At 58.6% G+C, this 12,812-nt stretch carries 13 protein-coding genes and 1 tRNA gene; 3 read left to right on the top strand and 11 right to left on the bottom strand.

The genetic code is table 11. The annotated features are described in order from the left end of the window. Positions 1-43: 43 nt before the first annotated feature. From ACL2XP_RS03285 to ACL2XP_RS03275, 3 genes are read right to left on the bottom strand one after another with little or no spacing between them, the layout of a single operon-like run. On the bottom strand, positions 44-856 hold the full coding sequence (locus ACL2XP_RS03285; RefSeq protein WP_413739071.1) for a PfkB family carbohydrate kinase: 813 nt from the start codon (positions 854-856) through the stop codon (positions 44-46). 12 nt (positions 857-868) lie between these two features. Beyond that, positions 869-1,846 carry an SIS domain-containing protein gene (locus tag ACL2XP_RS03280; RefSeq protein ID WP_413737142.1) on the bottom strand — a complete coding sequence of 326 codons (978 nt, stop codon included), beginning with the start codon at positions 1,844-1,846 and terminating at the stop codon, positions 869-871. A gap of 3 nt (positions 1,847-1,849) precedes the next feature. After that, entirely contained in the window at positions 1,850-2,629 is a 780-nt protein-coding gene (locus ACL2XP_RS03275) for an ABC transporter substrate-binding protein (protein ID WP_413739070.1), read from the bottom strand. Positions 2,630-2,865: 236 nt separating this feature from the next. Between ACL2XP_RS03275 and ACL2XP_RS03270 the strand changes: the two genes are divergently transcribed. Further along, positions 2,866-3,609, top strand: a complete 744-nt coding sequence (locus tag ACL2XP_RS03270; RefSeq protein WP_413737141.1) for a GntR family transcriptional regulator — start codon at positions 2,866-2,868, stop codon at positions 3,607-3,609. Between the two features lie 208 nt (positions 3,610-3,817). Here the strand turns inward: ACL2XP_RS03270 and ACL2XP_RS03265 are convergent. The 6 genes from ACL2XP_RS03265 to xerD all read right to left on the bottom strand — a co-directional run bounded on the left by ACL2XP_RS03265 (position 3,818) and on the right by xerD (position 10,234). After that, positions 3,818-3,891 (bottom strand) — tRNA-Gly (locus ACL2XP_RS03265). A 193-nt stretch (positions 3,892-4,084) separates the two neighbouring features. Further along, the gene (gene lysS / locus ACL2XP_RS03260; protein ID WP_413737140.1) at positions 4,085-5,605 is read right to left on the bottom strand and encodes a lysine--tRNA ligase; all 1,521 of its coding nucleotides are present in this window, start codon (positions 5,603-5,605) and stop codon (positions 4,085-4,087) included. 9 nt (positions 5,606-5,614) lie between these two features. Further along, a protein-coding gene (gene prfB, locus ACL2XP_RS03255) for a peptide chain release factor 2 (protein ID WP_413737139.1) occupies positions 5,615-6,713 on the bottom strand; the annotation gives its coding sequence in 2 pieces (ribosomal slippage) (positions 5,615-6,637 and positions 6,639-6,713; 1,098 coding nt in all). Positions 6,714-6,798: 85 nt separating this feature from the next. Continuing rightward, complete coding sequence (recJ, locus tag ACL2XP_RS03250) at positions 6,799-8,535, bottom strand: single-stranded-DNA-specific exonuclease RecJ (protein WP_413737138.1); 1,737 nt, start codon at positions 8,533-8,535, stop codon at positions 6,799-6,801. 7 nt (positions 8,536-8,542) lie between these two features. Further along, complete coding sequence (dsbC, locus tag ACL2XP_RS03245) at positions 8,543-9,259, bottom strand: bifunctional protein-disulfide isomerase/oxidoreductase DsbC (RefSeq protein ID WP_413737137.1); 717 nt, start codon at positions 9,257-9,259, stop codon at positions 8,543-8,545. A gap of 75 nt (positions 9,260-9,334) precedes the next feature. After that, on the bottom strand, positions 9,335-10,234 hold the full coding sequence (gene xerD / locus ACL2XP_RS03240) for a site-specific tyrosine recombinase XerD (RefSeq protein WP_413739069.1): 900 nt from the start codon (positions 10,232-10,234) through the stop codon (positions 9,335-9,337). A 101-nt stretch (positions 10,235-10,335) separates the two neighbouring features. On the opposite strand from xerD, the gene fldB reads away from it, so the two are divergent. Beyond that, positions 10,336-10,854 (top strand): flavodoxin FldB, encoded by a 519-nt coding sequence (gene fldB, locus ACL2XP_RS03235; protein WP_413737136.1) that lies wholly within the window; start codon positions 10,336-10,338, stop codon positions 10,852-10,854. 79 nt (positions 10,855-10,933) lie between these two features. On the opposite strand, the gene ACL2XP_RS03230 is transcribed toward fldB, so the two are convergent. Both ACL2XP_RS03230 and sdhE read right to left on the bottom strand, forming a co-directional pair. Further along, on the bottom strand, positions 10,934-11,359 hold the full coding sequence (locus ACL2XP_RS03230) for a protein YgfX (RefSeq protein ID WP_413737135.1): 426 nt from the start codon (positions 11,357-11,359) through the stop codon (positions 10,934-10,936). After that, positions 11,340-11,606, bottom strand: coding sequence for an FAD assembly factor SdhE (sdhE, locus tag ACL2XP_RS03225; RefSeq protein WP_413737134.1), 267 nt, complete (start codon positions 11,604-11,606; stop codon positions 11,340-11,342). Before sdhE ends, ACL2XP_RS03230 begins: the two co-directional genes overlap by 20 nt. A 218-nt stretch (positions 11,607-11,824) precedes the next feature. Here sdhE and ygfZ point away from each other — a divergent pair, with 218 nt between their 5' ends. Beyond that, a complete protein-coding gene (gene ygfZ / locus ACL2XP_RS03220; RefSeq protein WP_413737133.1) occupies positions 11,825-12,811 on the top strand; it encodes a tRNA-modifying protein YgfZ in 987 nt (328 codons plus the stop codon). Position 12,812: the final 1 nt, after the last annotated feature.

The raw sequence follows: 12,812 nt of genomic DNA, 5'->3' as shown, positions 1-12,812 counted from the left end.
GGATCGTTCCGAACGCGTAATCAACGGGGAGATGCAAGCAAAGTCAGTAGGTCATTCCCTCGCCGAACGCCCCTTCCGTCAAACAAATCCGCGCGGCGAAACCGGCGCCCCGACGCAGGCTTTTGGCCAGCGAATCGCCGTTGGCATGGCCAAGCAGGAATGCGGTGATAAAAGCATCTCCGGCGCCCAGAGTATCCACCGGCGTGATAAGCTCCGGCACCTGGCTGAGCCATTGGCTGCCGTCGAACAGCAGAGCCCCCTCGGCGCCGCGGGTGGCGATCGGCAGACGGCAGCCCGCCCGCCAGGCGGCTTCCAGCACCTCACGGGTTTCTTCCAGGCTGCGTTGCGCGCAGGAAAAAAAACCGTAATACAGCCAGCGACACAGTGGCAATGCCAGATCAATGTCAAAATCATCTGAAAAATCATACGATAAACGGCCAGGCAGCTTGCCAAGCACCGGCAACAGTGCATCTGCGTAGCTATAGGCGCTGGTATGCACCAGTGCAAACTGGCCAAGCCAGGGCATATCGTCCAGAACAAAATCCATAGATGTCGTCCGCCGTATGCCGCCGGCGTTAGAACCCAGGAATCGGCGCTCCCCCTGGGCGATGGTCAGGCTGGCATGGCCATTTTCGCCCGCCACCACCCGGCAGTGAGAAGTATCCACCCGTCTTGCGGCCAGCACCCGCCGGATATGCTTCGCCGCCCGATCGTCCCCGAACACCCCCAGATAGGCGGCCTCGGCCGACAATAACCGGGCATAGACGCTGAAATTAAGCGCATTCCCGCCGGGGTAACCGATGCCGGTATGGGTATATCGATCGATAACATTATCGCCAAGCCCGAGTACTTTCATCATGCCGTCCCCTCAGTAGGCTACCTGGCCCATATATCGCCGCGTTTCCAGCGGGTGCCGACGTACCTTGGCCAGCGCGGCGCGGTATTCACACATCACGCTGTAAAACAATATCGGGTTAAAATACTCCACCACCTTTACTGGCACCACGCCCAGTCCCAACGCCTTGGCATCGATGATTTCCACCTTATCGCCATACCGGCGCAGGAAGTCGCGCGCCCGCTCGTCCAGCGGTCGTGTGCGCCCTTCGTTCATCATCAGAATCCAAGGGGTATTGGCATCGGTTACTTCAAACGGGCCGTGAAAATACTCGCCGCTATGGATGGATGCTGCGTCAAGGCGCTGCATTTCCATCAGCGAACAGATGGCGAAGCCATAGGCGTGGCCGTAAGACGCCCCGCTGGAAAGAATATAAAAAAGCGATTCCTGCGCGTAGCGTTCGGCAAACGCGGCGCTGGGTGCCTGGACCTGGCGGCAAGCCCGGGCGATAACCCCGTCAATCTGTTCCATTCCCGCCAGGAAATCGGCATAACCGTCATAGCCTTCGGTCTGGCGCAGCGCCTCGACGCACAGGCTCAGAATAAGCGCCATCGGATTATTGATCACCTGGCTGTCTTCTCCCCAGGCATACAGCAAATTACTGTCTGAAAAATCGATAAGACCCGCACGCTCGTTGTGCGTCAATGTGACGGTGACGCTGCCCCGGCGCTGGGCCAGTTCCGCCGCCGCCACCGACTCGGGGGTATCGCCGCCGTGGGAACAGACAATCGTCAGCGATTGCCCGCCCAGCGTCTTCGGCGTGGCATGGACAAACTCATTGGCGGTCATCATATAGCTATGCAGGGTGGTCGATTCGCTGTTGAGAAAATAGTTCGCCGGATACATATCCACCAGCGAACCGCCGCAAGCCACCAGGAACACCTGACGCAGCCCTCCCTGCGGGCGGAAACGTTGTTCGATAAGCGAGGAAATGATTGTTGCAGTATTCATGAATTAGTCGCCATACACATTGAAATTAAAGTATTTTTTTGCCAACTGATCATAGGTGCCATCGCCGCGTATCGCCGCGATGGCGCCATTGAGCTGTTCCAGTAGCTTGTCGTCCTGCTTACGAAGGCCAATACCAGTGCCCGGGCCAAAAATGGCATCGTCTTTAACCTGCGGATCAACCAGGCTGAAATCCTTGCCCTGCGGTTTGTTCAACAGCGCTTCGGTCACCACCGTCGCGTCGTCCAGGGTCGCGTCCAGGCGCCCGACCACCAAATCGGCATAAACCGCTTCCGCGCTGGGGTAGGAAACCAGTTCGACACCTTGTGATTGCCAGTGTTTCCTGGCATAGGATTCGAATACCGAACCCTGCTGCACGCCCAGGCGCTTACCGCGCAGGGAGTCGGCGGTCGGCTTGAGGCCGCTGTTTTTTGGCGCGACAAGATACGCCGGGGTATTGAATAATTTATCGGAGAAGTTAATGGCTTTTTTACGTTCATCGGTAATCGACAGCGAAGAGATGATGGCGTCGAATTTACGCGCATGCAGCGCCGGGATCAGCCCATCAAAACCGTTTTCAACCCAAACGCATTTGACCTTGAGGTGGGTACAGATCGCATTGCCGAGATCGATGTCAAATCCGCGCAGGCTGCCGTCGGCAGCTTTATATTCGAACGGCGGAAAGGTGGCATCAGTGCCGAACCGGATTTGCTGCTGGGCTGAGACCTGACAGGCAAACCCCGCCAAAACCAGGCCGAGGGATAATATGGAAAGCGTTTTTTTCATCATTTACTCCCGTTATATATACCATAAATTAGACCATTAAATATATACGCCGGCTGATAGTGATACGCAACTCATTTTCCGATTTTATTCAATTTTAATAAGGTGTTATAACAGCATGGTCTGATTGGCGCCGAGCATTTATCATGCGATCTCAACCAATTTTCGGTGACAGATCAATAGCTGACTGGCTATACTGGTGCCGTTATCCCGACATAATTCGGACTATAAAACAGACCATGAGCGAGTCGAGTGAAGGTAAGCGCCGTCCACGCAGAGCCTATTTGCAGGCCAGGCAGGCATTACTGAGTTTATTGACCCCCCCTGAGTTCAACGACGGCGATCAGATCCCGGCGGAACGGGATCTATCTGCCCAGTTGGGTATCAGCAGGATGACGCTGCGCAAAATCATTGATGAGCTAGTGGTTAGCGGCATGCTGGAGCGGCGCGGGAACCAGGGTACCTGGCTGACCCAGACCACCATAGAGCGGCCGCTGACCCAGGCAATTGAACAGGGCATCAGCAAGATCACCGAACTTAATGGCGCGGTGCCCGGAAGCCGGCTGATTTATTTTCAAGATACCAAGGCCAGTCCCCGCCTGGCAGCGCTGCTAAAAATCCGCGCAGGCGACCCCCTGGTGATGATTAAACGCCTGAGGCTGGCCGACGGCGAACCGTTCTGCCTGGAGACCAGCTACCTGCCGCGCGCCCTGATACCGGATCTAACGGCAGAAATGCTTGAACGGAGCGGCTCGCTGTACCGCCTGCTGGCGGAGCATTATCGCGTTTTCGGCGTTTCGGACGAGGGCACCCTGCGCATTGGCATCATGAATGAAGAAGAACAGGCGTTATTGAATGCGCCGCCTGACAGTCCGGCGCTGGTGTACCGGGGAGTGATTGCCGATCGTTTTCAGCAACCGGTGGAGTATCTGGTGTCGGTGAACCATCCCCAGCGGGTATCGTTTCGCATTAGCCACCGCTAGTGCCGGTAACGCTGATATAAGGGAAAGCGGTCATTGGTCTATGTTGTCGACGCTAGGTCGCCGGGCACTTGGGGACATTATACCGCTGGCCACACACGGCAGGTGCGGGCATAGGTACCAGAGTATGATAAGTCGTTAGACTTGTACCGGCATTACAGGACAGCGTCATCGGCTGAAACATCGATAAGGGAGATTTTTCAGGAGAATTTGGAGCGGGTGAAGGGAATCGAACCCTCGTATGCAGCTTGGGAAGCTGCCGTTCTACCATTGAACTACACCCGCACTATACCAACACTACACCCACACTACACCCACACTGGGTTGATGGGGAAAGCGCGAGAGGCATTATAACCTTCTGCCGGTGGCTGGCAAGCGGTGCGGTGATTAACTGCGTGAGTTTTAAGCAATTATCCACCGATATAAAAAAGCCCGCCGGGATTGACGCCGGGCGGGCAGGTTTATTGCCGTCTCTGGCTTATTTCTGCGGGCGCAGCGCCGGGAACAGGATCACGTCGCGGATGGTATGGCTGTTGGTAAACAGCATAATCATGCGGTCGATGCCTACGCCCAGGCCGGCGGTCGGCGGCATGCCGTGCTCCAGCGCAATCACGTAGTCTTCGTCATAGAACATGGCTTCGTCGTCGCCGGCGTCCTTGGCCTGGACCTGTTCGGCAAAACGCGCCGCCTGGTCTTGCGCATCGTTCAGCTCGGAGAAGCCGTTGCCGATTTCTCGCCCACCGATAAAGAACTCGAAACGGTCGGTGAAGAACGGGTTTTCATCGTTGCGGCGCGCCAGCGGCGACACCTCGGCCGGATATTCGGTGATAAAGGTCGGCTGGATCAGATGGCTTTCGGCGGTCTCTTCAAAAATCTCGGTCTGGATACGGCCCAGTCCCCAGCTTTTCTCGATCTTGATGCCCAGGGATTCGGCGATGGCGCTGGCCTTGGCCAGGTCGTCCAGGTCGCTGGCCGCGGTTTCCGGACGGTAATGGCAGATGGCCTGGCGCATGGTGAGCTGGGTAAACGGCTTGCCGAAATCAAAGGTCTGATCGCCATACTGCACCACGCTGCTGCCCAGCACCCGTTCGGTCAGGGTGCGGAACAGGTCTTCCACCAGCACGATCAGGTCGCGATAATCCGCATAGGCCATATAGAGTTCCATCATGGTGAACTCAGGGTTATGGCGCGGCGAAATACCTTCGTTGCGGAAGTTGCGGTTGATTTCAAATACCCGTTCGAAACCGCCGACCACCAGGCGCTTGAGATAAAGCTCCGGCGCGATGCGCAGGAACATATCGATATCCAGCGCATTATGGTGGGTCACGAACGGACGGGCGGCGGCGCCCCCGGGGATGCTTTGCATCATCGGGGTTTCCACTTCCATGAAGCCTTTGTCCACCATAAAGCGGCGGATTTCCGCCATAATCTGCGAGCGCACTTTAAAGGTGTGGCGGGATTCTTCGTTGGCGATCAAATCCAGGTAGCGCTGGCGATAGCGGCTTTCCTGATCCACCAGGCCGTGGAATTTATCCGGCAGCGGGCGCATCGCCTTGGTCAGCAGGCGGATTTCGGTGCAATGGATGGAAAGCTCGCCGGTCTTGGTCTTGAACACCTTGCCGCGGGCGCCGAGGATATCGCCCAGATCCCATTTTTTAAACTGTTCGTTATAAACGCCTTCGGCCAGCTCGTCGCGGGCGACGTACAGCTGAATGGTGCCGCCGACGTCCTGCAGCGTGACAAACGAGGCTTTGCCCATGATCCGGCGGGTCATCATGCGCCCGGCAATACTGACTTCCAGGCCCAGCTCCACCAGCTGTTCATTGGTTTGGTCATCGTAGGCCGCATGCAGCCGGTCGGACGTGGTATCACGGCGAAAATCGTTGGGGAACGCGTTGCCCTGCTCGCGCAGCAGCGCCAGTTTTTCACGGCGCGCCGCGAGTTCATTATTTACATCCGGCGCCAGAGGTGCACCGCCCTGTGATTGTGATTCAGACATCTTGGTTCCTCATAGCCCGGCTTTAAGACTTGCTTCAATAAATTTATCCAGATCGCCATCCAGTACCGCCTGCGTATTGCGTGTTTCCACACCGGTGCGCAGATCCTTGATACGGGAATCGTCCAGGACATAGGATCGAATCTGGCTGCCCCAGCCAATGTCGGACTTGGTGTCTTCCAGTGCCTGTTTTTCAGCGTTTTTCTTTTGCAGTTCGAATTCGTACAGCTTGGCTTTTAACTGCTTCATCGCCTGCTCTTTATTCTTATGCTGCGAGCGGTCGTTCTGGCACTGGGTGACGATATTGGTCGGCAAATGGGTAATGCGCACCGCGGACTCGGTACGATTAACGTGCTGGCCGCCGGCGCCGGAGGCGCGGTAAACGTCGATGCGCAAATCCGCCGGATTGATTTCGATATCGATATCATCATCCACTTCAGGATAAGCAAAAGCGGAGCTAAACGAGGTATGGCGGCGGCCGCCGGAGTCGAACGGGCTTTTGCGCACCAGGCGATGCACGCCGGTTTCAGTGCGCAGCCAGCCGAAGGCATACTCGCCGATCACTTTGATGGTGACCGATTTGATGCCGGCCACTTCGCCGTCGGATTCTTCGATAATCTCGGTTTTGAACCCCCGCGCCTCGGCCCAGCGCAGGTACATGCGCAGCAGCATGCTGGCCCAGTCCTGGGCTTCGGTGCCGCCGGAACCGGCCTGGATATCCAGATAGCAGTTGGCGCTGTCGTATTCGCCGGAGAACATGCGGCGAAATTCCAGCTGGGCCAGTTTGCTTTCCAGCTGATCGAGTTCGGCCACGGTTTCATTCAGGGTGTCTTCGTCGTCTTCTTCCACCGCCAGTTCCAGCAGGCCGGACACATCGTCCAGTCCCCGGGTCATCTGATCGATGGTTTCCACGATGGCTTCAAGGGAAGAGCGCTCTTTGCCTAGGGCCTGGGCGCGTTCGGGGTCGTTCCAGACATCGGGCTGCTCCAGATCGGCGTTGACTTCTTCAAGGCGTTCGCGCTTGAGATCGTAGTCAAAGATACCCCCTGAGAACTTCCGTCCGTTCAGACAGGTCCTGGATGCGGTTTTTTACCGGATTAATTTCAAACATGAGTTCAATTAGCTCGTAAAGAAGTGATAGGCGTTTAAGCCCGGTATTCTAACGGATTCGCACCCTGGTGTGTAGCATCTTGCGCTTACAGCGGCCACAGGTGCTGGATTAATAATTGTACGGTGCGATTCCCGCGATATTCATTCACATCCAGCTTGTAGGCCAGCTCCACGGCGCGCACGCTGTTATCGGGCCAGATCTGGTTGTCGATATTAAAAGCGATGCCGTCCAGCAGCGGGCCGCCGGCCAGGGGCTCCACCATCAGTTTAAGATGCTTTTCGCCCACCAGCCGCTGTTGCAAAATACGGAATTTGCCGTCGAACAGCGGTTCCGGGAAAGATTGTCCCCAAGGACCGCCGTCGCGCAGCAGCTCGGCGGTGGCCAGGGACAGTTCATGGCCCCCCAGTTCGCCGTCGGACCAGATCACCCCATCCAGCAGCGCCGGGTCCAGCCATTCGTCCACCAGGGCGGCAAAACGCTGGCGGAACAGGTCGAACTGCGTTTGTTCCAGGGACAGCCCGGCCGCCATGGCATGGCCGCCGAATTTCAAAATCATGCCGGGATGCAGCGTATCCAGGCGTTCGAGCAAATCGCGCATATGCAGGCCCGCCACCGAACGGCCCGACCCTTTGAGCAGTCCGTCACCCGCCGGGGCAAAAGCAATCACCGGCCGGTGAAAACGCTCTTTGATGCGCGAAGCCAGAATGCCCACCACGCCCTGGTGCCATTGCTCATGGTAGATAGCCAGGCCAAAAGGCATCTCCTGCCGGTTCAGCTCCATCTGGCGGCACAGCTCCAGCGCTTCCACTTCCATACCCTGTTCAATTTCACGCCGGGTTTGGTTAAGGGCGTCCAGCTCCCCCGCCAGCATACGCGCCTGGGCCAAATCGTCGGTCAGCAGCAGCGCGACGCCCACCGACATATCGTCCAGCCGGCCGGCGGCATTGAGCCGCGGGCCTAAGGCAAACCCCAGGTCGCCGGCGCTCAGCCTGGCGGTTTCCCGGTTGGCCACCTCCGCCAGCGCCCGGATACCGGGACGGCAGCGGCCGGCGCGAATGCGGCTAATGCCCTGGTGCACCAGGATGCGGTTATTGGCATCCAGCGGTACCACATCGGCGACGGTGCCCAGCGCCACCAGGTCCAGCAGTTCCGCCAGCTTGGGCGCCGGGATATTTTTCGCGGCGAACCAGCCGCCTTCATGCAGCCGGGCGCGCAGCGCCAGCATCAGGTAAAACGCCACCCCCACGCCCGCCAGCGATTTTGATGCAAAGGCGCAGCCGGCCAGGTTGGGGTTGACGATGGCATCGGCCGCCGGCAGGGTTTCGCCGGGCAAATGGTGGTCGGTGACCAAGACCGGGATGCCGTGCCTATGGGCCAGGTCGACCCCCGCGTGGGAGGAGATGCCGTTATCCACCGTGATAATCATTTCCGCGTTGCGCGCCAGGACCTGCACCACGACTTCCGGGCTAAGGCCGTAGCCGTCCTCGAACCGGTTCGGCACCAGGAAATCCACGTGCGCGGCGCCCATCTGCCGCAGCGCCATCACCATCAGGGCGGTGCTGGTGGCGCCGTCGGCGTCGAAATCGCCCACGATCATCAGGCGGCGGTTATCCGCCAGCGCCCGCACCAGCAGATCCACGGCCCGATCGATGCCGTCCAACTGCTGGTAAGCGAGCAAGCCGCGCACCCCGCGCTCCAGCTCGCAGGCGCTTTTAATGCCGCGCTGGGCATAAAGGCGCTGCAGCAGCGGGTGAATGTCATCCTGCCGCAGCCCGTCGGCGCTCGCCAAGGCGCGGCGCCGTAATTCCGTTTTGATTTTCACAGAGTCCTCAGCCGCCCGCCGCTACGCCCGCCTGCTGCTGATCCAGCATCGCCGCCATCTCTTTCGGGCTTTGATAGCCCGGGATCATGGCGCCGTTTTCCAGCAGGATGGCCGGCGTACCCTGGATGCCGTATTGAACGCCCAGCTGGTAGTGCTTGCTGATATCGGTTTTGCAAGTGGCGGCCGGAATGGCGTCGCCATTCATGGCTTTATCGAAGGCGCCGGCGCGATCGGCGCTGCACCAGACCGAAACCATATCTTTTTCCGCCTGGGAGTTGAGCCCCTGGCGCGGGAACGCCAGATAGCGGATGGTGATGCCCAGCGCGTTGTAGTCTTTCATCTGCTCATGCAGCTTATGGCAATACCCGCAGGTAATATCGGTAAAGATGGTGATGATATGTTTTTGCTGCGGGGCCTTGTACACGATCATTTCGCTTTGCAGCGCATTCAGGCGTTTACCCAGTAATTGATTGGTCACGTTAAGCGGTTCGTTGCCGCCGACGTCGTACATCGGCCCCTGGATCACATGCTTGCCGTCGTCGGAGACATACAGCACGCCGCTTTCCGTCAATACGGTTTTCAGGCCTGCGACCGGCGCGGGCTGGATTTCGGCGTTATGCACTCCCAGGCGCGCCAGGGAATGTGTAATGGCGGCGTCGTCGGCATAGGCCAGGCGGGTTAGCGCCAACGCCGCGAAAGAAAGCATAAGCAGGCTTTTTTTCATTATTAAGTCCTTATCTCTTTTCCTAATGGGCTGCTAAAGCGTCCCACGCAGGTGACGGTCAATGCGCTACCCCGCTTAAGCGCGGGGATGGTGCTGCTGGTGAATCAGTTTAAGACGTTCGGTGGCGACGTGCGTATAAATCTGCGTGGTGGACAGGTCGCTGTGCCCGAGCAACAGCTGCACGACGCGTAAATCCGCCCCATGGTTAAGCAAATGGGTGGCAAAAGCGTGCCGCAATACGTGGGGGGAGAGCCGTGCGCCGTCGATGCCCGCCAGAATGGCATAATGCTTGATGCGATGCCAGAAGGTCTGGCGGGTCATTTGCCGGCTGCGGTTGCTGGGAAACAGCACGTCCCCGCTCTGGCCGTTCATCAGCCATGGACGCCCATGCTCCAGATAATACTCGACCCAGTACACCGCTTCTTCCCCCAGCGGCACCAGCCGCTCCTTGTCCCCTTTGCCGATTACCCGCACCACGCCCTGGCGCAGGCTGACATCGCTCATGGTCAGCCCCACCAGCTCCGAGACGCGCAGCCCGGTGGCGTATAGCACCTCCAGCATGGCTTTGTCGCGCACTTCGATAGGCTGGTCGAGCGCCGGCGCGTCGAGCAGCGCGCCCACCTGCGCCTCGCTGAGATCCTTGGGCAGGCGCTGGGGCAATTTGGGGGCCGCCAGCGCGGCGCTGGGGTCGTCGGCGCGCACTTTTTCCCGATACAAATACTGGAAAAAGCGCCGGACGGCGCTGAGCAAGCGGGCGGAGCTGGTGGCTTTGTAGCCGTGCTCCAGCCGGTCGGCCAGAAAGGATTGCAAATCCTCCGCCCCGGCGCTGGCCAGGTCGGATTGGCGCCGCGACAGCCACCCGGCCAGGGCCTGTAAATCGAGACGATACGCCGCCAGGGTGTTTTCGGCCAGGTTGCGCTCCAGCCACAGGGCGTCGAGGAACTGCTCAATCCATGGGTTATCCTGCTGCTGCATCTGCGCCCCCGGTGGTTTTTTCATGCCCGCATTATGCCTGATTAAGGCGCTAATCTGGTACACTTGATGTTATCAGGTTGTCAGTAAGAGTATGTGTAAAGATGAAAGTCGGTTTGTTTTATGGCTCCAGTACCTGCTATACCGAAATGGCGGCGGAGAAAATCCGCGATATCCTCGGTGAAGATCTGGTGGATCTGCATAATATCAAAGACGTGCCTCCGCAGCGCATGGAACAATATAATGTGCTGATTCTCGGCATTCCCACCTGGGATTTCGGCGAGATCCAGGAAGACTGGGACGCCGTCTGGTCGCAGTTGGCCGGGCTGGATTTATCCGGCAAAATCATCGCCATGTACGGCATGGGCGATCAGTTGGGCTACGGCGAATGGTTCCTTGATGCCCTGGGTTATCTGCACGACGTGCTGGCGCCCAGGGGCGCCACCTTTATCGGCTACTGGCCCACCGCGGGTTATGAATTCACCAGCCCCAAGGCGCTGGCCCCCGACGGGCGGCATTTTGTCGGCCTGGCGCTTGATGAGGTTAATCAATACGACCTGAGCGAAGAGCGCCTGCAACAGTGGTGTGAACAGATTCTGACCGAAATGGCGGCGCTGCTCTAACCTGGCAAAGGCTGGCGGATGAGGCGCAACGCAGCCGCGGCAAGTGGCTGGTTAGCGGCCCGGCGGTAGCAACGTGCGGTTATTTCAGCGGGTCGTGGCTGGTTGAAGACCGGTTCAGCAATGCCTGGCGCAGGCTGCGCCATTCCCGTTGATCCATGCAGTCCGCCGCCAGCCACAACCTGCGTTTTTTTTTGCCGCCCACCTGGCGCAGGCGCAGCAGCACGCCGCCCTTGAGCATCCAGGGTTTACCCCTGATGGCGTAATCCTGCTGGTGCCAGCGGATATGCTGGTTGCTTTGCAGCACCAGTTCGCCGCGGCAGGCCATGATGTTCCGCTGGCTGCGGATGCATTCGAATACCACCAAAGTGATAAGCGTGACCCAGACCAGGCCATAGTTCTCCGGCCAGGGCGAAAGCAGGATGAGCAGGGTCAAGATCCCATGCGCGATCAGGGAAAATATCTGCGTGCGCCAGGAAACCCTGATATCACATCGCCAGAGGGCCACGGGCTTTATTTCGCTGTTGTATCATAGTTATCATTTTTTTTAGTCCGCTGTCCTGGGGTTCGCCGTGATTCATCAGCCAATTGAAAAGGTCAGGATCGTCGCATTCCAGCAGGCGGATGAACAATTTCTTGTCTTCGTCGCTCAGCTGGTCGTAGTCATATTCAAAAAAAGGCATTATCGAGAGATCCAGCTCGCGCATGCCGCGGCGGCAGGCCCAGTGGACACGCGCCTTATTATCGATATCCATATTTGTTTTTTACCTCATATCCGCACCGACCGGGGCGTAGTTTAACCCGTTTTGCGGGCAGGCATTACATAAAACGACACATTTCGACATGCCCGGCCGGATATTAGCGGCGGGCATCGCACGGATAGGTAAAGCCGCCGTGAAATAAGCGCTTGCAAACCCCCCCGGCTCTTTTACCATGAGCTTATTGTCTCGCACTACCAGGATAGGAGTGTTTCATGTCACTTAAAGTTCCTTTTCCCCCGCGCCTGCCCTCGCCGTCCAGCCGCCTGCCCCTGACGCTAATCTCGCTGGAAGACTGGGCGCTGGTCAGCGTGACCGGGCCGGACACCCTGAAATATTTGCAGGGCCAGGTCACCACCGATGTGGCGGCCATGGCGACCGACCAGCATTTCCTGGGCGCCCATTGCGATGCCAAGGGCAAGATGTTCAGCGACCTGCGCATTTTTCATCGCCGCGAGGGCATGGCCTATATCGAACGGCGCAGCGTACGCGACAGCCAGCTCGGCGAGCTGAAAAAGTATGCGGTGTTTTCCAAAGTGACGATGGCGGCGGATGACGAGGCGGTGCTGCTCGGCGTGGCCGGTTTCCAGGCGCGCGCGGCGCTGGAGGGATTGTTCGCCGCCCTGCCCGATGAGGAACATCAGGTGGTGCAGGATGGCGAGACCACGTTATTGCATTTCAGCCTGCCCGCGGAACGTTTTTTACTGGTGACCACCGGGACGGTGCTGGAGGCGTTATCGGACAAGCTGTCGGGCCAGGCACAGCTTAATGACAGCCAGCAGTGGCTGGCGCTGAATATCGAAGCCGGATTACCGCTGATCGATAGCGCCAACAGCGTACAGTTTATTCCCCAGGCGACGAATCTCCAGGCGCTGGGCGGCATCAGTTTCAATAAGGGCTGTTATGCCGGCCAGGAAATGGTGGCGCGGGCCAAATACCGCGGCGCCAATAAACGCGCTCTTTATTGGCTGGCGGGCAAGGCCAACCGCGTCCCCGCGCCCGCGGATGACCTGGAGTTGCAACTGGGCGACAACTGGCGCCGCACCGGCACGGTATTGGCCGCCTGCCAGTTGGAAGACGGCACGGTGTGGGTCCAGGCGGTACTGAACAACGATTTGGCGGCGGATAGCCTGCTGCGGGTAAAAGACGATACCGCCGGCGCGCTGGCCATCCAGCCGCTGCCTTATTCCATCGCGGAGTAGG

Origin of the sequence: Sodalis sp. RH21, assembly GCF_047324175.1 — a bacterium.
Classification (GTDB): Bacteria; Pseudomonadota; Gammaproteobacteria; order Enterobacterales; family Enterobacteriaceae; genus Acerihabitans.
The sequence above is the reverse complement of the archived record's forward strand: the minus strand, read 5'-3'. Positions and strand labels throughout refer to the sequence as shown.

Excerpts from the sequence above, each read along its gene's own strand:
- ACL2XP_RS03285 (WP_413739071.1), bottom strand. The coding sequence starts at position 856 with ATGAAAGTACTCGGGCTTGGCGATAATGTTATCGATCGATATACCCAT.
- ACL2XP_RS03280 (WP_413737142.1), bottom strand. The coding sequence starts at position 1,846 with ATGAATACTGCAACAATCATTTCCTCGCTTATCGAACAACGTTTCCGC.
- ACL2XP_RS03275 (WP_413739070.1), bottom strand. The coding sequence starts at position 2,629 with ATGAAAAAAACGCTTTCCATATTATCCCTCGGCCTGGTTTTGGCGGGG.
- ACL2XP_RS03270 (WP_413737141.1), top strand. The coding sequence starts at position 2,866 with ATGAGCGAGTCGAGTGAAGGTAAGCGCCGTCCACGCAGAGCCTATTTG.
- lysS (WP_413737140.1), bottom strand. The coding sequence starts at position 5,605 with ATGTCTGAATCACAATCACAGGGCGGTGCACCTCTGGCGCCGGATGTA.
- dsbC (WP_413737137.1), bottom strand. The coding sequence starts at position 9,259 with ATGAAAAAAAGCCTGCTTATGCTTTCTTTCGCGGCGTTGGCGCTAACC.
- xerD (WP_413739069.1), bottom strand. The coding sequence starts at position 10,234 with ATGCAGCAGCAGGATAACCCATGGATTGAGCAGTTCCTCGACGCCCTG.
- fldB (WP_413737136.1), top strand. The coding sequence starts at position 10,336 with ATGAAAGTCGGTTTGTTTTATGGCTCCAGTACCTGCTATACCGAAATG.
- sdhE (WP_413737134.1), bottom strand. The coding sequence starts at position 11,606 with ATGGATATCGATAATAAGGCGCGTGTCCACTGGGCCTGCCGCCGCGGC.
- ygfZ (WP_413737133.1), top strand. The coding sequence starts at position 11,825 with ATGTCACTTAAAGTTCCTTTTCCCCCGCGCCTGCCCTCGCCGTCCAGC.